This window comes from Enterococcus sp. DIV0008 (assembly GCF_050542615.1).
GTDB lineage: Bacteria > Bacillota > Bacilli > Lactobacillales > Enterococcaceae > Enterococcus_D > Enterococcus_D innesii.
Window position 1 is genome coordinate 1,559,170 of sequence record NZ_CP172937.1, and the last position, 21,192, is coordinate 1,580,361.

The window sequence follows — 21,192 nt, forward strand, 5'->3', positions numbered from 1 at the left end:
ATGAGTACAGCAAAAAAACTAATAATCATTTTCCTAGTATTGCTGACGGGAATTATTTCAGCAGGAACCGTCTATGCCATTAGGGTGTATTTTCAAGTAGAGGATGTTGCTCACTCGATCCATCGTCCGATCGAAGGACGAGAAGAGGCGGAGGTCATCGAAAATGCTGAACCTTTGAGCCTTCTTTTGTTGGGGATCGCCAATGATTCCCGGCGCAAAACCGATTTTCGTGCAAACACCATCATGGTGGCAACGTTGAATCCTGCCACGCGAAAAACCACCCTCACGAGTATTCCTAGAGATGCCTATGTGGAGATCGTGGGACAAGGATACCATGATAAAATCAATCATGCTCATTCTTTCGGTGGAGCAAAAATGATGATTGAAACCGTTGAACAATACCTTGATATACCGATCCATCATTATTTCTCCTTAAACATGGATGGGATGGCAGATCTTGTCGATGCAATTGGTGGCATCACGGTTGAAAATGAATTTGCTTTTACTGCCGAGAAGATCGATTACCCAGAGGGTACCCTTGAGTTAGATGGCTGGGAGGCACTCCAGTATACCCGTATGCGAAAAGATGATCCAGAAGGCGACTATGGACGTCAGCGTCGTCAAAGAGAAGTGACTGAAATTTTGGCCAATGAGTTAGTTTCACTTTCAAGCGTGATGCGGATTCAGGATCTGCTAACGATTATTGGAGATAATGGCGAAACGGATTTAACTTTTTCACAAATGAGTCGCCTATTCACTCAATATCAATCCGCATTAGGGACCGTCGAGTCTTACCAAATGGCTGGCAGTGGGTTCACGGGTGATGGCTTTAGAGGAGAATATGGGATTTCTTATCAAGAAGTAACGCCTGAAGAACAACAGACGACGAGCCAACGTTTAAAAAATGAGTTGTTGATTGATTAAGCTTTTGGTTTAGAAACAGAGCTAGTATATTTTTGTTCATCCAGTAAGTTAGTAATTAGAGTTGACAGCCGCTTTTCCTCAGGATACTCTTTAGTCAAGCAAGCATTACGGCTTGACGGATAGCAAGAGTTTGTCTGGAAAAGAGCTGTCAGCTCTATTTCTATTGTGCCACTTTTTCGCTATGCTGTCACAAGGAGGAGAAGTATGAAAATCGTCTTTCAAGACCACTTACCATCTGATTCAAATCAAGTACTCGCCTTGTACGAGGGGGTTGGTTGGAGCGCCTACACCAAAGAACCTGAGCGTCTTCTAAAAGGGCTAGCTCAATCACAGGTGATAACGGCCTATGTTGAAGAGCAACTAGTGGGGCTCATCCGTTGTATAACCGATGGACAAACCATTCTTTATATTCAAGATCTATTAGTTGCACCCGAGTTCCAACGTCAAAAAATCGGTCAGCGATTACTCAAAAAAATGCTGGCGAATCATCCATCGATACGGCAAAAGGTTCTGATTACGGACAACACAGAAAAAACGCGTCGTTTTTATGAAACGTGTGGCTTTTCTTCTGTGGAAGAGCAACAAATTGCCGCATTTATCTATTTACCAAAAAGCGAATAAGGGACAAGAAAATCAATGTGTCACTGAGAATGGCTTTATTTTTAGTTGGTTTGGGTTTGAAGAAGGAGTGGAGAAAAATGAAGATGCGCTTTGCGTTGCTTTTTTTGTGCCTCTTTATCGGTGTTGGCGCCTGTGGGGGAAGTCTGTTGGCGTTTAAAAGCATTGAGCCGTTAAGTCAAGGACAGACATATGCTGGTTTGGAGGCGGCCATGCTGCAAGGAACCCCCTTCACGACCTTCTTAATTCCCGGCTTGTTTTTGTTCGTTATCTTAGGCTTGGGGAATCTGGTTGTCGCTATCCTGTTGTGGCATAACAAAGGATACTACGGGGCAATGCTTTTAGGCATGAGTTTAGTAGTCTGGATCATCGTGCAAGTCATCTTATTGCGAGGATGGCATGTCTTGCATCTGATTTTCTTTTTATTAGGTTTATTCCAGTTTGCTTCAGCAGTCTACTTTGTCAGAAGCATGCATCTCCCGTTGCCGTTTTCAGCTCATCAAAATTGATTAGACTTGAGAAATAAAGATGAAAAAAATTAAATTAATTGAAAGTTTGCTATGGAAAACGTGGATTTTTGAAAAAAATCTTCTTGAAATCATCCTTCGTTTTTAAAATTATGCTAAACTGAAAGAAGTTGAATTATTTTCTAGAATCAGGAGGATTTATTATTGGAGTTTCTTAAAAAATCAAAAATTTTTGCAGGTCTAGTGATTGTCTGTCTCTTAGGGATCGCGGTCTGGATCTATTCAAATATACTGTTTGTCTTTCGACCACTGGAAGCCATCTTTTCTAGTGTCTTTTTACCAGTATTGATTTCGATTTTTATTTTTTACATCTTTTTACCTTTCTTTAATTGGGTAAAAAAAAGAACGAAAAAGAAAAGCATTGCGCTATATTCGACATTGCTGCTGATCGTTTTTGCAGCGTATTTGATCGTTCAGGTGATTGGACCAGCATTAGCCTATGAGATGGGGCGTTTTATCAATCAAATTCCCATCATTATCAATTTGGTGATCGATACTATTGATCATTCTTATTTAGAAGAATTATTTGGTCCTTTTATTGATTCGATTGATATTTCCCAAGCTAGCAACTTTGCCTTACAGTTTATTACCGGGGCAACCAATAGTCTGACGAGTTTGATCTCCATCGTTTCTCATTCAGCGATCGTCTTGTTTACGATCCCACTGTTATTAGTGTATATGTTTAAAGACGGTGAGAAAGTTCCTGATTTTTTGGCAAGTAAGACACCGAAAAACTATCAAGGCTTAATGCGACAACTTTGCAGTGATTTCCATCAAGCAGCGTCAGCGTACATTGGTGGGAAATTGTTGGTTTGTTCTTACGTTGCAGTTTCTAGCTATTTGATTTTTTCTTTGCTAGGTTTGCAGAATGCGTTGCTTTTAGGCCTGATTTGTGGTGTTCTGGACATTATTCCTTATTTTGGTCCCTTTATCGGAGCGGCACCAGCCTTTTTATTTGCGTTAAGTCAAGACATTCGAACAGCTATTTTTCTGATTGTCGGAATCACGATCATTCAGTTAGGTGAATCGTATCTTGTTTCACCATTAGTAATGAAAAAAGTATTGCATATCCATCCAATCATTGCGGTGTTTTTATTATTGATCGCTGGCAACTTGCTTGGATTTGTGGGCATGATCGTGGCACTGCCAGTGTATTCGATCGTGATGGCGATGTCTGGTACATTGTTGCGCTTTTTTCAAGAGCGAAAATTAGAACGATCTGTAATTGATAAGGATTCATTATAACGAAAATGTTCTACCTTGCTGTTGGAGTGATCTCCATCAGCAGGTTTTTTTGTTTTTAAGCACTACGTAGCATGGCTTCAAGACAAATGCTATACTTATTGAAACGAGAAGGACGATAGGAGTGAGAAAATGAAGGTTTTATGGAATGATCAAATCGTTGATCGAGAAGCGGTGAAAATTGACATTGAAGATCGCGGTTATCAGTATGGTGACGGAATCTATGAAGTGATTCGAATCTATAATGGTCGCTGCTTTATGTTAGGGGAACATATGATTCGCTTAGAAAGTAGTGCGCAAAAAATTAAGCTGACGTTGCCTTATACGATTTCCCAATTAACTGAAAACCTTAAGTTACTGGTTAAAACCGAAGGAATCACAGAAGGAGAGATCTATCTTCAAATCACCAGAGGAATCGCCTCTCCCCGCAATCACGAGTTTCCGTCTGCTGGAGCAGTCAAAGGAGTCGTAACCGCAAATGTGATCCCCTTTGAACGACCTTTGGAAATGCAGCATGCAGGGCTATCTGCGACTGTTCTTCCAGATGAGCGGTGGTTGCATTGTGATATCAAATCATTGAGCTTGTTAGGGAATCTGTTAGCGTTAGATCAAGCGATCGAAGCGGGGTTCGATGATGCACTCCTTCAACGAGATGGCTTTTTCACGGAAGCTTCGGCATCAAATCTCTGGTTTGTCATTGATGGTATCGTCTATACGCATCCCGATGGACGCTTAGTACTACCAGGTATCACGAAAATGAAGGTGCTACAGTTGTGTCAGCAATTAGAAATTGCTTATCGAGAAGAACCTGTCCCTGTTGAGGCACTAAGCAACGTGCAAGAGTGTTTTTTGACCAATTCTGTCTGGGAAATTGTTCCTATCGTCAATGTAGATGGGAAATCAGTTGGCAATGGCACTTTGGGTTCGATCACGAAACGTTTGCAAGCCGCCTATATCGCTGCTACAAAGAGTACGTGCGAATCCTAGTTAACAAGCAAAAGAAACGATGCAAAAAACTTTGGCCCACCCAGCATGTTTTATGGCTAGGTGGACCAAAGTTTTTTTCTTGGATACAAGTGCAGATTTTACCATTCACTAGGATTCCACAATTTTCCATCAAGTTCTCCTTGTGTCAATTCGATTCGAATTTCTTGCTGATGAAGCAACTTCTCTAGTTCTTGCAAAAATGCTTTTTCGTGATAGTCAGCTGTTTCTTTTATTGACTGCTCTATCAGTGGCTTTAGCCATTCGTGATCCATCACAGCACCTCCAATTCAGTTAAAGCGTCTTCTAATTCGGTCAACGTTTCATGGTTTTCCTGCAGCAGTGATAGCAAAGGAGCAAGCTGCGGTTTTTCAGAAACCAAATGCGCCAGTTTCTCGCTAAACCATTGTTGCTTTTGATCAAATGTAAAGGGAGCCGGCATTGATAACAATTGTTGATAGGCAATGACAAAGGCTCGTTTCTCTTGCTCTGTTTTATACATCAGTTGATCGAGGACAATGATGGGGAGTACCGTCATTTGGTGTTTTTTTGCCATAAGTACCAGTGGGTGTAAAATTTCATTGAAGGTCGTATTTTCGCGACCACCTAGCTGAAATTCTTTGGCGGCAACGCCAGTAGAAACGGCGAAACTGATTTCCTTGCCCGCCAATGCAGGGGCACATTTTTCCCAAACCGTATCAATCCAATCTTTCATTTTTGCTGGAACGCTGTACCAATATAAGGGGAATTGTAAAACCAAACGATCGCATGTTTGCAACAGCATCCGTTCATCGGCAAGAGAAAAATCAGAAAGACCATCAAGAAAATGCATGGTGACGTTAGGAAGCTTGGCACTTTCACTAAAGAATCGTTGGGAAAGCGAATTGTGGAAATCCGGATGGCTGGCTACCACTAAAGTTTTTATCATGAGACTGATCATCCTTTCCTATTACATGTACCATATTTTACCAAAAAGAGAAACTAGTCTGCTTTTCTTTTTGTCGAAGTTCTTCACTTTTAGTTTCGTTTAAGGTACTTCTTTTATACTGGTGTATAAGAAAAGTCAGTACCGGCTTAAGCGTGATAGAAATGGGGGAATAGAGATGGAATCAAATGATCCCTTGATGAAAGGTCTAGCAACTATAATAAGGATCGTTGCAAATACAGTGAACTATGTCGAAAATGGACTTGCCAGTTGCAAACAACGAATTGATGGAAAGCGTCATACGCAAGAAAATGATTACGGCAACGGGCAAGAGTTTACTGAAGTGACTGTCTACAGATGACCGATGCAGAGACAATAACAAAGATGGCTCACTCATCAAAGGGTGAGTCCTTTTTTTTATTTCAAGCCATTCATCATCAGTTTGTACTTTTGTTGAGGGAAGGTATAATGAGTAAATGAAGCATAGTGGAGACGGAAGAATGAAGCAATAGTAGAGAGGAGAAGCAGGTGATGAATCATTTATATAAACGAATCCAATACAAAATTCCAGAGCTGAACCGAGTAGAAAGAACGGTCCTTAACTATTGTTTAAGGGCACCCGAGAAAGTTTCAGAAATGACGGCCGATGAGTTAGCTTCCCAAACGTACACCAGTCAAGCGACGATCAGCCGAATGGCAAAAAAGCTTGGCTTTACCGGTTTTCAAGAATTCAAATTTTCACTGAAGAATTATCAAACTCTTGAAAGAAAATCATCTACTCAAGCTTCTCTTGGTTTATCCCCACTGATCAAGCAAATGATTGACCAGCTGACGACATCCTTATCAATGATCGAAGAAGCCGACTTTCAGCGTGCCCTGGAAATGCTTCAGCAAGCACAACGAATCGAATTTTTTGCTTTAGGGCAAAGTGCGCCGGTTGCATTATCTGCGAGTCGAAAGTTGCGGTTTTTAGGAAAAACGGTTGGCGCTTCAACGGATTGGGATGAATTGACAACCATCGCTAATCAACTATCAAAAAAAGATATCGCTATTTTTATTAGTCATAGTGGGGAAACGATCGGGATGCTAAATTATGCTAACCGGTTGAAACAAAGAGGTGTGCCAATTTTAGCCTGTATTGGTCAACCAAAAAGCACGTTGGAGAAGCTTGCCACCTTCTCTTTTCCTGTTGAAATGACAGCGATTTATCATCATGAAGTCGATTTGAGCCCACGGATCTCTTTAGCAGCGTTACTGGATATTTTAATTATTCAATACGCCAATCAAATCGAAGAAGTACTTGATCCTGAATGACCATTCCATTTTGTGAATGGTCATTCTTGTTTTGGTAACTGTATTGTAAGCCTTCTTGATATCGTTTACATTTTAAGAGACAAAAGTGTTAGGAGGAAATGATATGCAAAAAGGGAAGAAAGCAAGCTGGATGGAAATTTTTCAAGGACTTGGGAAAACATTTATGTTGCCAGTCGCTTTACTCGCATTCATGGGTTTATTTTTAGGGATTGGTAGTTCATTTTCATCTTCTTCAACGATCGATGTTTTCCCGTTTTTAGGTGCCCCTTGGCTCCAAGTGGTTTTTCGTTTCATGTCAACGATCGGTGGGTTTGCCTTTAGTTACTTACCCGTCATGTTTGCGATGGCGATTCCTTTAGGTCTAGCAAGAAAAGAGAAGGGAGTTGCGGCATTTTCAGGCTTTGTGGGCTATGTCGTGATGCATTTATCCATCAATTTTTATTTACAAGAAACGAATCAATTAGCTACTGCAGATCAACTACGAGAAGCAGGACAAGAGATCGTTTTTGGCATTCAAACATTATCAATGGGAGTTCTAGGTGGTATTATCGCAGGATTGATCGTTTATAAATTGCATATGCGCTTTTACCATTTTCAATTGCCAGATAGTTTTGCATTCTTTTCAGGAGCACGTTTTGTTCCAATCATCACCTCGCTTACTTTAGCTGTGGTTGGGGTGATCATTCCGATGATTTGGCCGTTGTTTGCTATGATCATCACAGGAATCGGACATTTAATTCAACAAGCTGGTCCATTCGGTCCGTTCTTATTTGGTTCAGGTGAACGCTTATTACTGCCATTTGGGTTACACCATATTTTGGTTTCCATGATTCGTTTTACCGAAGCAGGGGGAAGTCAGCTGATCGATGGTCAGCAAGTCTTTGGGGCGTTGAATATTTTTTATGCGGAATTACAAAACGGCTTAAGTATCTCACCAAGTGCAACGGCGTTCTTGTCTCAAGGGAAGATGCCAACCTTTATGTTTGGTTTGCCGGCAGCAGCATTAGCTATGTACCAGACGGCAAAACCTGAGAATCGTTCAAAAATAAAAGGCTTATTGATTTCAGGCGTCATTGCAACTTTTGTGACAGGAATTACTGAACCAATCGAATTTTTATTCTTATTCATCAGCCCTTTATTATGGATTTTTCATGTCATCATGACAGGTGCTGGATTTATGGTAATGAGTCTATTAGGTGTCACGATTGGAAATACCGATGGGGGCGTGCTTGATTTTCTTATCTTTGGCGTGATGCAAGGCGCATATACAAAATGGTGGCTCGTTCTGATTGTAGGAGCTTGCTGGTTTGCCCTTTATTACTTTGTTTTTAAAACAGTAATCCTTCGCAAGAACTTGAAGACACCTGGTAGAGAAGAGAACAGTGATCAAACGAATGAGTTGGAAGAGGAAATGACCTATTCTGGAAAGAGTGGCTATGATGCCCATGGTATTTTGGCAGCTTTAGGGGGAGCAAGCAATATTGATTCTTTGGACAATTGCATTACACGGCTACGCCTGGTGTTAACTGATGGTTCACTGGTTGATGATGAACGGTTAAAAAAACTAGGTGCGCTTGGAGTCGTTCACTTAGATGATACTAACGTTCAAGTAATCATTGGAACGAAAGTAACAACAGTCAGAAATCAACTTGATGCGATTCTTTAGCAAAATTGTCAAGTAGTAGGAGTGAAGAAAATGTTTTTTGATGAACCAATCAATCGTAAAGGAACCCAGTGTACTCAGTGGGATTATGTTGAAGACCGTTTTGGTGAAAAAAACTTGTTGCCATTTACGATTTCCGATACGGATTTCAAGGTGCCAGCTGCAGTTGAAGCGGCACTTATCAAGCGAATGCAACACCCGGTTTTTGGGTATACACGTTGGAATCATAATGAATTCAAGCAAGCGGTCTGCAAATGGTATTCTGAACGTTTTAACAGCATGATCAAAAGCGATTGGCTGGTCTATAGTCCTTCCGTTATGTATAGTGTTAAACAGCTCGTCACCCTACTCAGTGAACCAGGAGATGGGATCATTATTCAGACGCCAGCGTATGATGCGTTTTATAAAATGATCAAAGAGAACAAAAGAAAAATCGTACCTAATGCACTCATCTATGATGCTAACTCGTATCGCATTGATTTTGAAGAGCTAACAAGATTGATGGCACAGCCTGAAAACAAAGTTCTTCTCTTATGTAGTCCTCATAACCCAACTGGGAGAGTCTGGCAAAAAGATGAGTTGCAACGAATGATCGAATTGGCGAGAACCCATGAAGTATTTATCATCTCTGATGAGATCCATATGGACATTGTAAGAAAAGGACAAAGGCATCAACCAATCATTGATTTGTTGCAAAAAAATGTAGCCCTTGTTACTTCGGGAAGCAAAACGTTTAATTTTCCAGGGTTGATTTATTCTTATGGAATCATTCCTGATTCCAAGTTGCGTGATCGCTTCTTAACTCAGTTAAAAGAAGCCGATGGGTTGAGCTCCACCAGTATTTTTGGCATGACCGCAACGATTGCTGCCTACGATAATGAAAGTAAGTGGGTGGATCAGCTCAATGACTATCTGGATGGTAACATTGCTTATGTGATCGCTTATTTACAGGAACATCACCCAGAACTCGTGGTCACGAAAAGTGAAGCCACGTATCTTATGTGGATTGATTGTACAGCAATGGGTTTAACGATGGCAGAATTGCAGCAACGAATGATTCGTAAGGGAAAAGTTGCGATTATGTCAGGGGAAATCTATGGGAAAGAGGGGAGAAATTTTTTGCGCCTAAACATTGGCTGTTCGCGAGAAAAACTCATTGATGGCTTGAAACGATTCACATTGAGTTTGACCTAACAAAAAGAACCCACTGAGCAATCAGAAAGATCCTGTATTCTTTCTGATCGCCAGTGGTTTTTTTAGTCTTTCGTCGTGCGGGGAGTCATTGCAGTAGTAACGGGGAGTGGTTCAACGACATGGAAATAACCTTCTTTGTCTTGAATGATCAGCATATCTTGCTGACTCTTGCTCTTGATGATCTCACCTTTAACAATTTCGTTGGTGACAGTCCGATAAATGCTTGTAGTCATGTTCATTCCTCCCAACGGTTTTTACCAATTGGTCTTCCATAGGGGGACCAGTACAAATCAATTGCTTGATTTGTACCAGCAAGGAAAAAGAAAACGAATTGGTATCTTTAGTATAGGAGAGCAATGTTTAGATTGCTGCAATTCCATGTAAAGTTTTTGTTAATCCTTTTATTTTCAGCGATTGACTAATCGGCTAAAGAAAAACGCAAGGCCATTTTATTACTGCCAGACTCCACCATTTTTCCTAGTAACGTTGTTGCATTTTTTAAATACAGTTCAGCCATCTCAGCGTTGGCTTCTTCAAGCAGACGAGTAGGCTCCTTTTCAGCGGAAGCTTTACAATCAGTTTCTTGTTGGATGCGGCGACAAGCCGCCATCGTTTCCATTTCAAAACGGTTGGCAAGATCACTATAGCGATCGTAGTCGCTGTCCCCAATCAACGCCAAGGTGCGTCCTAACCAATAGCTATTTGTTGGATCGTAGGTCTTTGTCGTATCGCAATAGCCAAGTGGGGTCTTAGTGATAGCTGCATAAAATGGCACAACGCCGTTGAAGGTATTGGGACCAAAGGCGAGCCAATGAATGCCAGCGATTGCTGCAGGCACGTGGTTGCGGATCTGCAAAATGTGGACTTGCTGGTTGCGATTGAGAGCAATCGATCGGAATTGTGTTTTTTGTGTCTCGGTTCCTGTACCGTAAGGGTCAAAAGGCGTATTTTGGAAGTGGGAGCTCAATGCCCATTTTACATCTTCCACGGATAGCTTTTGTTTTGGGTAGCATACAAACGGGAGCTCTTGATTGATCGGTTCAGCAGCTGTTCCGCTAAAGTGTTTTTGAATGTACCATGCCCGCGGGTTATTGTAACGGGTATCTTTTTCTGATGAGCTGCCAAAAATATGGCGTAGATTGATACCTTCAAAATCAGGATTTAATTGATAGTCTTCAATCAACTGTTCGAGATCCTGCGAACACAACGTCATTTCTGAGGCGAAATCGAAGTGATCAATGTTTAAGCGATTGGGTGCCACGACATAGGCATCATCGGGTAGGCGAACAGCTGCCCAGTGATGTCCACCGATGGTTTCCATATACCAAATTTCCTCGGCATCAGAAAACGCGATCCCGTTGGCTTCATAGGTACCATAGGTTTCTAAGAGTTCCCCTAAGCGCAAAACACCTTCTTTAGCGGAATGGATGTAAGGCAGTACGATGCTGACGAAATCAGCTTCCCCGATACCATCTTCCACATATGGATCAATAGCCAAAACGCGTGAATTGGTTGTGATCGTTTCTGTCGCAGTCATGGCGATATTTTCTTCATTGATTCCTGAAGCTGCCCAGACTCCTTGGGATTCATCTGCTTCAGGTGTCGAAGTATAACGTAAGGGATCCTTAGGTAAACGAATTCGACAGCCGCTTAAAACGGCGTAAAATTCATTTCCTTGCTGTTCTGGAGTGATAACGACGAATTTTTGCGGTTCCGAACCGCTTCCAGAATCTTCATTACGGGCAATCATGGTCGAGCCGTCGATCGATGCTTTTTTTCCTACTAGTAAAGTGGTACAGGACGCTTTTTTTCTATCCATCTTTCCAACACTCCTTCATTTCTTCTTACGAATGATTGAAGCTAGTATACCCATAGTCTCATGGTTTTACAATGCTTTCTATAGAGAGGAACAAAAATATTTCGCCTTTTTTATTTATTTTTAGTACAATAAGGTGTTGTAAAAATAATCAAAGGAGCCATTATTATGAAGAAAACAGTTATCTTTAGTTATATTTTTTTACTTAGTCTGGTTTTTGCCGGCTGTGCCAAACCATCGATGGATGCGGGAAACTCCTCCAGTGACTCTTCGTCAGTTCAACAAAATGCCGAAGAGCGCACTGCCCAAATCAGCTTCAATAATAAAAGTGAAGAGCAAGACCGGGAGATTGATACCAAAACGGTCACTTTTAAAGAAGGGGTTTCTTTGATGACCATCATGAAAGACAACTTTGACTTGGAAGAAAATCAAGGGATGATCACCAGCATCGACGGTTTAGCGCAAGATGAAAAAGCTGGCTATTATTGGACGTATACAATCAATGATGAAATGATTACAACTGGGGCGGATGATACCTTTTTAGGAAACAACGATAAAGTGGTTTTCACCTATGAAAAATTCGAATAAACTACTTTCATTTGCTGGAAAAGAAATTGCTTATTTAGGGCTGCTTGTGGCAGCGGCCGTCGTCGGCAGGACACTTTTTCAACCCTTACCCAATGTTCAACCAATGACGGTGATCTTTTTATTAGTAACCATCCATTTAGGTCTTCGTCGTGGATTGATCGTTTGTCTGCTCTCGATGCTGATTACAAATTTTTACATGGGAATGGGAATATGGACGATCGCTCAATTAGTTAGTTATGCAATCATTATTTTGGGGATGTATCTGTTGTCAAAAAGCAAGCTGTTTATGAAACGGTTGCTTTTACAAGTCAGCTACAGTGTGTTTGCAGGGTTTGCTTATGGCTTTGTGATATCTTGGATCAGTGTCAAACTTTACGGGTTTCCTAGTTTTTGGGCTTACTATTTTCAAGGATTGAGCTTTGATGCCCTGCACGCAGTAGGCAATGGCATTTTTTATTTGTTACTAGCACCGATCTTTCTACGGCTTTTCCAACACTACTATCCAAAGAAAAAAAGCGAAGGGCACTAAGCGCTTCGCTTTTTTGTTGCGTTTGCTAGTGTCAGGCAAAAACGTCCATGACTAGAGGAAAAGTCTTTGACGATCAAATGAGATAAAAGGGGCTATGTGAGGAAACAAGCAGGCATATTGTTGTGCAAAAGCGGTTTCTGCAGGTATCCTTAAGGTATCTAAGGAAGGATGTGGCTTTTGATGAAATGGATCGTGAAAAAAGATGATTTAGAAAGCTACCGCGCGAAGTTCCATGGAAAACTGGCTGGTTATGCCGAGGAAGCCAAAGTGATTGCCCTGCCAACCCCAAAGTATTTTATCGTGGTGGTTGACGAAGAAAAAATCCACTTGATTCAGTTAGATCTGCAATTTCATGAAAAAGGGATGCAGACAATTATGATCCATGAGATCACAAAATTACAACTAGGCGGTGTGGTAAATAAAAAAGTCCAGATTCAGACACCTTCGACCACTGTCAAATTAATGATCAAACCGTTGGCGATCGGTATCAAAGAGGAGCAAAAAGCCTTGATCGATCGGTTTACCAGAATGTCGCGATAGACTTCGGAGGAATAGTGAGGAAAATCAGCTGGATTTTTTTCAGAAAAAAAGCAAGGGCAGTTGCCTGCACTTGCTTTTCGTGAGTCCTCTTATTCTGGCGTACCGACGATTTTAATAAACTCATCGATATTCTTGATTTTCATATGCTTGATCACTAACTGTTCCCGCTTGTTCCATTTCCCTTCGACTTCTAATTGGTATTTATTTAATGGAAGGCGTAAGACATAGCTGGCTAAGTAGCGATCCTTAATAATACAATTTACGATTTTGTGGTCTTCTAAAAGTTGGATACCTGTCAGCATCATTGGCGTTTCTTGAAAAACACGGCTATTGACTAACAATCCAGTGTGGGTTTCGTTCATGGAATCTTCCTTTCTGACAAACCTAGGGTAAATCATCTTTCTGTCTGTTATGTTACCTGATTTGCATCAGAAAGGCAATTCCTATAGTAAATCCTCGTTATTAAGTACCATGTAAAAAGAAAGGGGGCAAAAGGAATGGTTGGGTATAATCGTTTCTCAAATGAGTTTCAAAAGGCTTCGAAAGAACTCCGTGAAGGGAAGAAGTCCAAAAATGCCAATAAAGGGCTGCGAACCCGACAAAAAATCGCTGCTGAAAAAGAACAAAAAGCACAAAATGCTTTTTCAACTGGTTTTTTGATCGGTTCCTTCAGAGAGTTATTCCGCAAAAAATAAGCAAGTTCCGCTGCCAAGGCGGGACTTGCTTTTTGTTTAGAATAAATAGTTGAAGAAGACACCGTTGAGAAAGGAAAAGCTCAGATAAAATAGAAAAAGTGTTACGATATCCAGTGGGAGACCTTTTAGAATTGGCGGAATTGCGGCAATTTGATTCCGTGTATGAACCCCTGACAAAGCACAAGAAAAGAGGAAATACATGCCTACAGCAACAAATAAATTGGTTAAATAATCGGTATAGGGAAATTGGGTCACAGTGGCGACCGTCAGCAAGAGCACACTGACTAGGATCGTTTTTTTTAGATCAGTCGTCAAGAAATGCTTTTTTGCAGGAACGATCAGTAAACACAAGCCCGCCGCGATCAAGGCGATGATAGCAGCACTTACCAAGTTGGTGACCACTTGATTGCCATAGACGAAACGATTTTGAAGTAAAAGATAAAAGCTTAACCCACTGAACAAGTAAGCGACCGCAATGATCCCTGAGAGGAAAACCACCCGTGTCGTCACGTTCGGTTTTTTCTCTTTGACGGTCGGCGCCAAATTTTGACAGGCGTAATTTGTGAGTAGAATGACTAGAAAGACCACTAGCCGATTGGCGATCATCATAAGGAACCCTCCTTTTTTGCGATTTAGCTCATAATTTTAAGGTTGAACGGGGTCTTTTTTTCTTCCCCTAATATGCGAAGGCGTAAGAAGCGATCAATAAGTGGGGTGAAACAATTCATGATCAAGATGGCATAGCTCATGCCTTCATTCGTAAAACCAAAGAAACGGAAGAGCACAACGAGGAGGCCAACGCCTAAGGCAAAAAGATTTTCTCCTGCTTTTGTTCCTGGGGTCGAAGAATAATCAGTCGCCATATAGATGGCACCCAACATGGCACCACCACTGATGATATGACCGATGATCGTTTGCCAACTGCCAGTAAAAAGTCCTTCTGGACCAAGGATAAAAGCAAAGAGCCCGATCGTCGCAAAGATAATCAATGGGATACGAGGGGAGATGATTTTCTTGTAAACCAGAAAAATTCCACCCAACAGTAAAAGTAAGGCACTGGTTTCACCGATTCGCCCCCCGGTAAATCCTAAAAAGGCATCCACTAGTTCAGAACCGCTTAAGGTGTCCCCGGCCTTCATGACAGCTAACGGTGTAGCACCGGAAACAACATCGTTCGCTGTAGCCTGCGAAACGACATCTGGTGCGATGCTACCGAATGGTGGATCAGGCCAACTGATTAGAAACATTTGGTTATAAAACAAGCCAATCAACAGGGCTCGACCGCCGAGGGCTGGATTTAGGAAATTATAACCGATTCCGCCAAAAAATTCTTTGACGATGATTACGGCAAACGCCACCCCGATCACTGGGAAATACCAAGGTGCGGTCGGTGGAAGATTCATCGTTAAAAGCAAGGCCGTCACGACGATGCTTAAATCGAAGCGAAACGGCCGTTTGACAAGATAGGACCAAAGACCGTCGGCAGCAAACGCCGTAGCTAGCGCAATGAAAAACAAACCGTATACCTTGAGCCCAAAAAGATAGCCAGAGAATAAAACTGCTGGTAATAGGGCTAGTACCACACACCCCATGATCTTAATGGTCTCGTCATTGCTACGAATATGGGGGCTGGGGGGCGTTTCTTGACTTTTCCGCTGTTGAAAGAGGCGCTCACTATCAGAATCCTTGTAGTAATCAGGCACTTTCCTTCGCCTCCTTTTGCAGCTGGGCAACTTTGCCTTTTGCGGCAGTGATATTGGCAGCTAAGGAACGTTTGGCTGGGCAGACGAAGGTACAGGCACCACAATTGATACATGCTTCTGCCAACAGTTCTTCACATTTTTGATAATCCCCCGCTCGATAAAACTGATCGATCTCCATCGGCATCAGGCGCATCGGACAAGCTTCGACACATTTATTGCAACGAATGCAGGGGTTTTCGGCATAGAGCCAATCGGTTTCTTCATTAAAAACAACGATGCCGTTGCTGCCTTTGGTGACCGGAACTTTCAAGGTTTTGACGGATTTTCCCATCATTGGTCCACCAAGAATCAATTTGCTGGGGGCGCCTTGAAAGCCGCCGGCAAAGTCGATCAATTCTCCTGCGAGTGTTCCTAACGGATTTTTGACGATGCAGGGATTTTGAACATCGCCGGTAACGGTTGTATAGCGTTCAATCAACGGTTTGTCATAACAGACCGCTTCGGCGATGGCAAAGCTGGTGGCAACATTGATCAAGACGATGCCAATATCGGCAGTCAAACCACCTAATGGCACCTCTTGATCGGTCAATAACTCTACTAACTGCTTTTCACCACCGGTTGGATAAACAGTTGGGACAGTAACGACTTCTATCGTGTCATCCTCTGCACTTGCGGCTTGCATGGCTGAAATGGCTCTTGGTTTGTCATCTTCGATGCCTATTATAATTTTTGGACGATCTTTGCGCCGTGAATGATTTTTTTGGCTTCTTTTTGCATTAAGAAAGCATCACTGCGTAGGAACGGTTCACATTCAGATCCATTTAAGATCAAAGTATGGATTTTTTTTGTTTCATCAATACTGAATTTGACATGGGTGGGAAACGTTGCACCGCCTTTGCCGGCGATGCCGCCTTGACGGATTTTGTTGAGGATGGTTTCGTTAGCAGCAGATTGCCAGTCGAAGGGGACAGACAAAAAATCATTTTGGTAAGCATAATCGTTTTCAATGATGATGGTTTTTCCTTCTTCATTGTTTTGATTCGGCCAATCGACCATGTCGACGATTTTACCCGAAACAGATGCATGAATTTTGGCAGATACAAACGCATCAGTCTCAGCGATCACTTCCCCTTGTTTGACATAATCGCCAACGGAAACGATCGGTTCCACCGGGGCACCGATATGTTGTGCTAAAGGGATAAAAACCATCGTGGGTGAAAAGGTAAGAATTTCATCTTGTTCGATCATTAATTTTTCTTTTAACATTTTTAATGGGGGACTTAGTGAAATACCGCCAGTAAATGTTCTCATAACCAACACTCCTTTCTCTCCTAAGTTTATTCTAGCATGCCGTAAAGAATCACAAAACCCAAAACGCTTACATTTCACAAGAAAAACTTCTTTCGGTTGACATATGATTGTTTATTCATATATAATAAGTGTATAAATATGATTGATTGTTCATATGTTAGATGGACTAGAGGAGGTTTTGATGATGGCTGAACATACTTGTCAACATAATCACACAAAAACGGAGGGACATTCTCATACTCACGATCATGGGACTCTTCCGCGTAACGTTTATTTTGCAGGCTTACTGCTCTTTATACTGGCACTTTTTGTTCCGAACCAATGGGTAAAAGATGGTTTTTATTTTGCAGCGGTTTTATTAGCGGGCTATCACATTTCTTGGGAAGGGATCGAAGATACCATAAAAAGTACCAGAGCCAATCGGCGCTTCACACCGAATGTACATCTTTTGATGTTGTTGGCAGCGATTGGTTCCATGGTCATAGGAAATTTTAATGAAGCCGCTTTGTTGATTTTGATTTTTGCAGGCGCTCACTTCTTAGAAGAATACGCCGAGGGACAAAGTCGAAGAGAAATCACCAATCTTCTCAAACTGAATCCCACGGAAGCCCGTTTGATGGGTCCAGATGGAAAAACCAAAAAAATTGCCGCTTCAGAGATAAAAAAAGGAGATATTTTGCAAGTGCTGCCTGGTGATCAGTTAGCAACAGATGGCGTAATTCTTTCTGGAACGAGTGCCATCAATGAAGCCTCGATCAATGGGGAAAGTATTCCTCGAGAAAAGACTACAGGAGACGAAGTCTATGGGAGTACGATTAATGGAAACGGCACATTTTTGATGGAAGTCACGAAAGACAGCTCTGAAACAGTCTTCGCAAAAATTCTTTCAGTGGTGGAAGCGGCGCAATCAAATCAATCACCGACCGAAACACGAATCAAAAAAATCGAACCAATCTATGTAACAGTTGTTTTCATCGCAGTCCCTTTGTTCATTTTGACTGCACCGTTTCTATTTGGTTGGGATTGGTATACAAGTTTTTATCGTGGGATCGTAATGATGATTGCCGCTTCTCCTTGTGCTTTAGCGGCAAGCGCTGTCCCTGCTAGTTTGTCGGCGATCTCAAATTTAGCAAAAAAAGGGATTCTTTTTAAAGGGAGCAATTACTTGACTAATTTTGCTCAGATCAAAGCGGTGGCTTTTGACAAAACGGGAACATTGACTGTCGGAAAACCTACAGTCACGGAAGCCGTTTTCGCTGATACGATCGATCGAGCAGAGGCAGCAGCAGTCATCGTTTCGATGGAAAAGCAAGCCAACCACCCATTAGCAGATGCGATCGTTACTTATTTCGAGAAAACAGAGAAAATACGAGAAATCGAACAGTTGACTGTCACAAACGAGATTGGTTCCGGGTTAGGTGCCGTCGCAGGAACAAAAACCTATCGATTAGGAAAAAGAACCGAAAACACCCAGTTTACAGGTTTGATGGAGCAACAGTACCGTCAATTGGAAGTGCAAGGAAAAACAATGGTCGTGTTTTCCATCAACGAAGAGGTTACGGCGATCATCGCATTGATGGATGAGCCGAACGAACAGGCAGCTTCTGTGATTCATTATTTGAAAAATGAAGGTATCCATACTGTTATGATCACCGGAGACAGTGCCTCTGCTGGTGAAGCAATCGGTCAGCGCTTAAAGGTTGACCAAGTGGCTGCCAATGTTTTGCCTGAGAACAAAGCGGAAGCGGTACGAGCACTCCAAGAAGCATACGGACAAACCGCCATGGTGGGTGATGGTATCAATGATGCTCCTGCACTCGTTCAAGCAGACATCGGCTTTGCGATGGGGGAAGGGTCAGATGTTGCGATTGAAGTAGGAGACGCAGTGATCATGAAGAATGACCTTTCACGTTTTGCATATGCCTATCGCTTAGCGAAGAAGATGGATCGGATCATTTGGCAAAATATTTTCTTCTCCATGTTTATCGTCGCGTTATTAGTCGGCTTGAATCTATTCGGCATGATGAACATTGGTTTGGGGGTATTTGCCCATGAAGGCAGTACATTGATTGTATTGTTCAACGGGTTGCGCCTTTTGCGTAAACTGCCAGAAGCATAAAAAAAGCGGCTATCGAAAGATAGCTGCTTTTTTTAATGACTGAATTGTGTCGAAGTTGGAAAATCAAAGGCATCGATTTTTTGTAATCGATTTTCGATCCTTCTTAGAATTCCTTCAGAGGATTCTAACGGTTTGATTGCATGATAAGCAGTCAGCAATAGGACTTTTTCTTTAGCAGGACGATTTTCGATGCGATAGATATTTGCTAACCGCTCAACATATTCGTAATGACTATAGTCCGTTTTATTGATCAAGAAATGCAAGAGATCTTTTGCTTTCGCATAGTCTTCTTGAAGATAGAAACTGATCGCTTCACGATACAATTTGATATCAAGTTCTTCGATTTGGTCTGGATTCGCTTTTAACGCACGCCACTCATTGATCGAGATTTTTCGTACGACTTTGCCAGTTGCATCGGTCAAAAAAATTACCGGCACATCATTTGGATGTTTTGCTTCTTGCTTGATTTTCTTCATGTCGCACCTCCCGCCTCTCAATGGACTGACTGTTTGATATCTCCTATTTTAAAAGGAATAGCGGGAAAAGTCTACATGTAGATGTTAGATTCAAAGGAAATTTTAAAACATTCTCATTTATTAAGCTCTTTTTCGTTGAAAATGGTTAACAGCGTCGGATGCCCCCATGAAAATCAAGATACCACCAAAAATTTGGAAGAACAGGAGCCAAGTCGCAAATGGATTTAATACAAGAACGAGTCCAGCAGCAATAATCAAGAGACTGATGATTAAGCTCGTGATGTAAGGTAAGCCAATGCGTTTTTGGTTAAAGCTTGCCATTAAGCGGGTGCACCCGCTGATGGTGATCATGATTCCCAAGAAAAATGGTACGATAGCAAGTAACCCTTTAGCAAAAACTAAAATCGCAGCTGCAGCGATCAATAGTAAGATACCAGAGACCGATTGCACATTGTAATAGCCCTTTTGTTTTTCTTTGTAGCTCGTATACAAGCTGATGATCCCTAGACATGCGATGTATCCGGCAACAAGATAAACGATCGTGTTAAAGACAGATCGTGGTGCGATCAAGATAATGAAGCCGAAGACGATATATACGACGGCACGAAGCAAGTCATAGCGTTGTAATTTATCAAAAAATGCATTCATGATAATTCCTCCTTTTTTTCTTATTGTACCGAATTCTGGTGAAAATAGATATCAAAAAACCTAGGAAATAGGCTAAGCCTTTTGTAACAGATCATTTTTTGGTAAAATAGGGAAAAGAAAACAGAACGGAGAGTATTATGAGTGGGTTAACGCTAATGATGTGTGCCTTTACGATTGTTTTGTACCTCTATTTATTGGTGGTACGCAAAGAGATTCACTTTCTTGCTGTTGAGCGCAAACTAAGCAAAATCGCTATTACGATCTTTTCAGTAATGATCATCGGGTCCATGTTGATGATGGATGACCAATTGGATAATCAGGTGCGAGGAATCGTTTCAGGTTTTGTCTTTTTAAGCTTTGTGCTAGACAGCCGCGGGTTAGCCCTTGATCGAATTATTGTCCATCCAATGAGTATTAAAGGGGTACTGTACCAAGAGATCGATCGGGTCGTTTTATTTCAAGAAAAGGAAGGGCAGCCTATTAAGATGAACTATTTTCGAAAAGGGATGCGGGGACCATTAATGAAATTCAAACAGCCGTTAGCTGAATTAGTGGTTTTTTTGTCGGAGCACTTGAATGAAGGAACGCCGATCGATATTCTGGTCGACCATGATCAAGGAACCAACGACTAAAAGACCCTTGATTGCTGCCGTATGTGGCCGTAATCAAGGGTCTTTTTTAGGTCGCGCGTTGGATTAATGGAACACGCGGAAGCGCTCATCATCACTTAGAAATTCTTTTTCGTTCGGTTCGCTTTCTTTTGAACCAAAGACTAGTTGCGCCCGCAATTGCCAATTTTCAGGAATTGACCATTCAGCTGCAACAGCGTCATCGATGACAGGGTTGTAATGCTGTAAGTTGGCACCTAATCCAGCTTCTTCTAAAGCGGTCCAAGCGTTCGCTTGAGCGATCCCATTCGATTGTTCCGCCCAAACCGGGAAGTTTTCTGCATAAAGGGCAAATTGGTCCTGCAAGTTTTTAACGGTATCTGTGTGAATAAAGAATAAAACGGTTCCGTAACCTGCTTTAAAGCCAGCAAGTTTTTGTTTTGTCGCTTCAAAAGCCTCGGGTGGTGTCAATGGTTCTAACGCAGCCTCTGTTAATGTCCACAGTTTTTCGTGGGCTTCGCCAAATAAAATTACAGCTCTTGGCGATTGTGCGTTAAACGCAGTTGGACTATTTTTCACTGCTTCTTTCACAATGTCTTCGATTTCTGTGTCGGAAAGAGCAACATTTTTACCTAACCCATAGATTGAACGGCGTTGTTTGATCGTATCAAGAAATTTTGTCATCGTATTCCCACCTTTTCTATTGTCATAGAGTGAAGTATACATTCTTACTTAATGTTAGTAAAACAAAATGCTTTGTAAGAAAAA

25 protein-coding genes and 1 pseudogene are annotated in these 21,192 nt (G+C 41.7%); 15 read left to right on the forward strand and 11 right to left on the reverse strand.

Going from position 1 to position 21,192, the window contains the following annotated elements:
- The 5 genes from IGI84_RS07450 (at position 1) to dat (ending at position 4,298) form a co-directional block, all read left to right on the forward strand.
- Positions 1–924, forward strand: a complete 924-nt coding sequence (locus IGI84_RS07450) for an LCP family protein (RefSeq protein WP_081118723.1) — start codon at positions 1–3, stop codon at positions 922–924.
- A 204-nt stretch (positions 925–1,128) separates the two neighbouring features.
- Positions 1,129–1,545, forward strand: a complete 417-nt coding sequence (locus IGI84_RS07455) for a GNAT family N-acetyltransferase (RefSeq protein ID WP_077453463.1) — start codon at positions 1,129–1,131, stop codon at positions 1,543–1,545.
- Between the two features lie 77 nt (positions 1,546–1,622).
- Positions 1,623–2,051 (forward strand): hypothetical protein, encoded by a 429-nt coding sequence (locus IGI84_RS07460; RefSeq protein ID WP_200124393.1) that lies wholly within the window; start codon positions 1,623–1,625, stop codon positions 2,049–2,051.
- A 162-nt stretch (positions 2,052–2,213) separates the two neighbouring features.
- Complete coding sequence (locus tag IGI84_RS07465) at positions 2,214–3,314, forward strand: AI-2E family transporter (protein WP_081118721.1); 1,101 nt, start codon at positions 2,214–2,216, stop codon at positions 3,312–3,314.
- Between the two features lie 129 nt (positions 3,315–3,443).
- The gene (dat, locus tag IGI84_RS07470; RefSeq protein ID WP_077453462.1) at positions 3,444–4,298 is read left to right on the forward strand and encodes a D-amino-acid transaminase; all 855 of its coding nucleotides are present in this window, start codon (positions 3,444–3,446) and stop codon (positions 4,296–4,298) included.
- A 98-nt stretch (positions 4,299–4,396) separates the two neighbouring features.
- Here the strand turns inward: dat and IGI84_RS07475 are convergent, their stop codons facing one another.
- Entirely contained in the window at positions 4,397–4,570 is a 174-nt protein-coding gene (locus IGI84_RS07475; protein WP_175632036.1) for a hypothetical protein, read from the reverse strand.
- On the reverse strand, positions 4,570–5,235 hold the full coding sequence (locus IGI84_RS07480) for an NAD(P)H-dependent oxidoreductase (protein WP_077453461.1): 666 nt from the start codon (positions 5,233–5,235) through the stop codon (positions 4,570–4,572). Before IGI84_RS07480 ends, IGI84_RS07475 begins: the two co-directional genes overlap by 1 nt.
- Positions 5,236–5,398: 163 nt before the next feature.
- Between IGI84_RS07480 and IGI84_RS07485 the strand changes: the two genes are divergently transcribed.
- The 4 genes from IGI84_RS07485 to IGI84_RS07500 all read left to right on the forward strand — a co-directional run bounded on the left by IGI84_RS07485 (position 5,399) and on the right by IGI84_RS07500 (position 9,391).
- Positions 5,399–5,581: a hypothetical protein gene (locus tag IGI84_RS07485; RefSeq protein ID WP_077453460.1), complete on the forward strand. Its 183-nt coding sequence runs from the start codon at positions 5,399–5,401 to the stop codon at positions 5,579–5,581.
- Between the two features lie 170 nt (positions 5,582–5,751).
- On the forward strand, positions 5,752–6,534 hold the full coding sequence (locus IGI84_RS07490) for a MurR/RpiR family transcriptional regulator (RefSeq protein WP_200124397.1): 783 nt from the start codon (positions 5,752–5,754) through the stop codon (positions 6,532–6,534).
- A 103-nt stretch (positions 6,535–6,637) separates the two neighbouring features.
- Entirely contained in the window at positions 6,638–8,200 is a 1,563-nt protein-coding gene (gene malX, locus IGI84_RS07495) for a maltose/glucose-specific PTS transporter subunit IIBC (RefSeq protein ID WP_430600942.1), read from the forward strand.
- Between the two features lie 30 nt (positions 8,201–8,230).
- The gene (locus IGI84_RS07500) at positions 8,231–9,391 is read left to right on the forward strand and encodes a MalY/PatB family protein (RefSeq protein WP_081118718.1); all 1,161 of its coding nucleotides are present in this window, start codon (positions 8,231–8,233) and stop codon (positions 9,389–9,391) included.
- A gap of 62 nt (positions 9,392–9,453) precedes the next feature.
- Here the strand turns inward: IGI84_RS07500 and IGI84_RS07505 are convergent, their stop codons facing one another.
- Entirely contained in the window at positions 9,454–9,624 is a 171-nt protein-coding gene (locus IGI84_RS07505; protein WP_081118717.1) for an aldo/keto reductase, read from the reverse strand.
- A 185-nt stretch (positions 9,625–9,809) separates the two neighbouring features.
- Positions 9,810–11,210, reverse strand: coding sequence for a C69 family dipeptidase (locus IGI84_RS07510; RefSeq protein WP_086292436.1), 1,401 nt, complete (start codon positions 11,208–11,210; stop codon positions 9,810–9,812).
- A 165-nt stretch (positions 11,211–11,375) separates the two neighbouring features.
- Between IGI84_RS07510 and IGI84_RS07515 the strand changes: the two genes are divergently transcribed.
- The 3 genes from IGI84_RS07515 (at position 11,376) to IGI84_RS07525 (ending at position 12,864) form a co-directional block, all read left to right on the forward strand.
- On the forward strand, positions 11,376–11,795 hold the full coding sequence (locus IGI84_RS07515) for a DUF4430 domain-containing protein (protein ID WP_086292435.1): 420 nt from the start codon (positions 11,376–11,378) through the stop codon (positions 11,793–11,795).
- A complete protein-coding gene (locus IGI84_RS07520; protein WP_096742655.1) occupies positions 11,779–12,324 on the forward strand; it encodes an ECF transporter S component in 546 nt (181 codons plus the stop codon). The genes IGI84_RS07515 and IGI84_RS07520 overlap by 17 nt, the downstream gene beginning before the upstream one ends.
- A 168-nt stretch (positions 12,325–12,492) precedes the next feature.
- Positions 12,493–12,864 carry a hypothetical protein gene (locus tag IGI84_RS07525; protein WP_077453452.1) on the forward strand — a complete coding sequence of 124 codons (372 nt, stop codon included), beginning with the start codon at positions 12,493–12,495 and terminating at the stop codon, positions 12,862–12,864.
- Between the two features lie 89 nt (positions 12,865–12,953).
- On the opposite strand, the gene IGI84_RS07530 is transcribed toward IGI84_RS07525, so the two are convergent.
- The gene (locus IGI84_RS07530) at positions 12,954–13,226 is read right to left on the reverse strand and encodes a hypothetical protein (protein WP_005226206.1); all 273 of its coding nucleotides are present in this window, start codon (positions 13,224–13,226) and stop codon (positions 12,954–12,956) included.
- 135 nt (positions 13,227–13,361) lie between these two features.
- Here IGI84_RS07530 and IGI84_RS07535 point away from each other — a divergent pair, with 135 nt between their 5' ends.
- Positions 13,362–13,559 carry a hypothetical protein gene (locus IGI84_RS07535; protein WP_005236143.1) on the forward strand — a complete coding sequence of 66 codons (198 nt, stop codon included), beginning with the start codon at positions 13,362–13,364 and terminating at the stop codon, positions 13,557–13,559.
- A 36-nt stretch (positions 13,560–13,595) separates the two neighbouring features.
- Here the strand turns inward: IGI84_RS07535 and IGI84_RS07540 are convergent, their stop codons facing one another.
- The 3 genes and pseudogenes from IGI84_RS07540 to rsxC form a co-directional block, all read right to left on the reverse strand.
- On the reverse strand, positions 13,596–14,168 hold the full coding sequence (locus tag IGI84_RS07540; RefSeq protein WP_081118713.1) for a hypothetical protein: 573 nt from the start codon (positions 14,166–14,168) through the stop codon (positions 13,596–13,598).
- A gap of 23 nt (positions 14,169–14,191) precedes the next feature.
- Positions 14,192–15,262: an RnfABCDGE type electron transport complex subunit D gene (locus tag IGI84_RS07545; RefSeq protein ID WP_081118712.1), complete on the reverse strand. Its 1,071-nt coding sequence runs from the start codon at positions 15,260–15,262 to the stop codon at positions 14,192–14,194.
- Positions 15,255–16,573, reverse strand: a pseudogene (gene rsxC / locus IGI84_RS07550) (electron transport complex subunit RsxC). The gene IGI84_RS07545 and the pseudogene rsxC overlap by 8 nt, the downstream one beginning before the upstream one ends.
- A gap of 184 nt (positions 16,574–16,757) precedes the next feature.
- Here rsxC and IGI84_RS07555 point away from each other — a divergent pair.
- Complete coding sequence (locus IGI84_RS07555; protein ID WP_081118710.1) at positions 16,758–18,692, forward strand: heavy metal translocating P-type ATPase; 1,935 nt, start codon at positions 16,758–16,760, stop codon at positions 18,690–18,692.
- 32 nt (positions 18,693–18,724) lie between these two features.
- On the opposite strand, the gene IGI84_RS07560 is transcribed toward IGI84_RS07555, so the two are convergent.
- Together IGI84_RS07560 and IGI84_RS07565 are read right to left on the reverse strand one after the other, a co-directional pair.
- A complete protein-coding gene (locus IGI84_RS07560; RefSeq protein WP_077453448.1) occupies positions 18,725–19,168 on the reverse strand; it encodes a hypothetical protein in 444 nt (147 codons plus the stop codon).
- A gap of 120 nt (positions 19,169–19,288) precedes the next feature.
- Entirely contained in the window at positions 19,289–19,816 is a 528-nt protein-coding gene (locus tag IGI84_RS07565; RefSeq protein WP_077453447.1) for an HdeD family acid-resistance protein, read from the reverse strand.
- Positions 19,817–19,953: 137 nt separating this feature from the next.
- On the opposite strand from IGI84_RS07565, the gene IGI84_RS07570 reads away from it, so the two are divergent.
- Positions 19,954–20,448, forward strand: coding sequence for a hypothetical protein (locus IGI84_RS07570; RefSeq protein ID WP_077453446.1), 495 nt, complete (start codon positions 19,954–19,956; stop codon positions 20,446–20,448).
- 63 nt (positions 20,449–20,511) lie between these two features.
- Here IGI84_RS07570 and IGI84_RS07575 read toward each other — a convergent pair whose 3' ends face one another.
- Complete coding sequence (locus IGI84_RS07575) at positions 20,512–21,108, reverse strand: nitroreductase family protein (protein ID WP_081118709.1); 597 nt, start codon at positions 21,106–21,108, stop codon at positions 20,512–20,514.
- Positions 21,109–21,192: the final 84 nt, after the last annotated feature.

Excerpts from the sequence above, each read along its gene's own strand:
- IGI84_RS07505 (WP_081118717.1), bottom strand. The coding sequence starts at position 9,624 with ATGACTACAAGCATTTATCGGACTGTCACCAACGAAATTGTTAAAGGT.
- IGI84_RS07565 (WP_077453447.1), bottom strand. The coding sequence starts at position 19,816 with ATGAATGCATTTTTTGATAAATTACAACGCTATGACTTGCTTCGTGCC.
- IGI84_RS07535 (WP_005236143.1), top strand. The coding sequence starts at position 13,362 with ATGGTTGGGTATAATCGTTTCTCAAATGAGTTTCAAAAGGCTTCGAAA.
- IGI84_RS07480 (WP_077453461.1), bottom strand. The coding sequence starts at position 5,235 with ATGATCAGTCTCATGATAAAAACTTTAGTGGTAGCCAGCCATCCGGAT.
- IGI84_RS07570 (WP_077453446.1), top strand. The coding sequence starts at position 19,954 with ATGAGTGGGTTAACGCTAATGATGTGTGCCTTTACGATTGTTTTGTAC.
- IGI84_RS07530 (WP_005226206.1), bottom strand. The coding sequence starts at position 13,226 with ATGAACGAAACCCACACTGGATTGTTAGTCAATAGCCGTGTTTTTCAA.
- IGI84_RS07455 (WP_077453463.1), top strand. The coding sequence starts at position 1,129 with ATGAAAATCGTCTTTCAAGACCACTTACCATCTGATTCAAATCAAGTA.
- IGI84_RS07460 (WP_200124393.1), top strand. The coding sequence starts at position 1,623 with ATGAAGATGCGCTTTGCGTTGCTTTTTTTGTGCCTCTTTATCGGTGTT.
- IGI84_RS07485 (WP_077453460.1), top strand. The coding sequence starts at position 5,399 with ATGGAATCAAATGATCCCTTGATGAAAGGTCTAGCAACTATAATAAGG.
- IGI84_RS07510 (WP_086292436.1), bottom strand. The coding sequence starts at position 11,210 with ATGGATAGAAAAAAAGCGTCCTGTACCACTTTACTAGTAGGAAAAAAA.
- IGI84_RS07475 (WP_175632036.1), bottom strand. The coding sequence starts at position 4,570 with ATGGATCACGAATGGCTAAAGCCACTGATAGAGCAGTCAATAAAAGAA.
- IGI84_RS07575 (WP_081118709.1), bottom strand. The coding sequence starts at position 21,108 with ATGACAAAATTTCTTGATACGATCAAACAACGCCGTTCAATCTATGGG.
- malX (WP_430600942.1), top strand. The coding sequence starts at position 6,638 with ATGCAAAAAGGGAAGAAAGCAAGCTGGATGGAAATTTTTCAAGGACTT.
- IGI84_RS07540 (WP_081118713.1), bottom strand. The coding sequence starts at position 14,168 with ATGATGATCGCCAATCGGCTAGTGGTCTTTCTAGTCATTCTACTCACA.
- IGI84_RS07515 (WP_086292435.1), top strand. The coding sequence starts at position 11,376 with ATGAAGAAAACAGTTATCTTTAGTTATATTTTTTTACTTAGTCTGGTT.
- IGI84_RS07450 (WP_081118723.1), top strand. The coding sequence starts at position 1 with ATGAGTACAGCAAAAAAACTAATAATCATTTTCCTAGTATTGCTGACG.
- IGI84_RS07555 (WP_081118710.1), top strand. The coding sequence starts at position 16,758 with ATGGCTGAACATACTTGTCAACATAATCACACAAAAACGGAGGGACAT.
- dat (WP_077453462.1), top strand. The coding sequence starts at position 3,444 with ATGAAGGTTTTATGGAATGATCAAATCGTTGATCGAGAAGCGGTGAAA.
- IGI84_RS07560 (WP_077453448.1), bottom strand. The coding sequence starts at position 19,168 with ATGAAGAAAATCAAGCAAGAAGCAAAACATCCAAATGATGTGCCGGTA.
- IGI84_RS07525 (WP_077453452.1), top strand. The coding sequence starts at position 12,493 with ATGTGGCTTTTGATGAAATGGATCGTGAAAAAAGATGATTTAGAAAGC.
- IGI84_RS07490 (WP_200124397.1), top strand. The coding sequence starts at position 5,752 with ATGAATCATTTATATAAACGAATCCAATACAAAATTCCAGAGCTGAAC.
- IGI84_RS07500 (WP_081118718.1), top strand. The coding sequence starts at position 8,231 with ATGTTTTTTGATGAACCAATCAATCGTAAAGGAACCCAGTGTACTCAG.
- IGI84_RS07520 (WP_096742655.1), top strand. The coding sequence starts at position 11,779 with ATGAAAAATTCGAATAAACTACTTTCATTTGCTGGAAAAGAAATTGCT.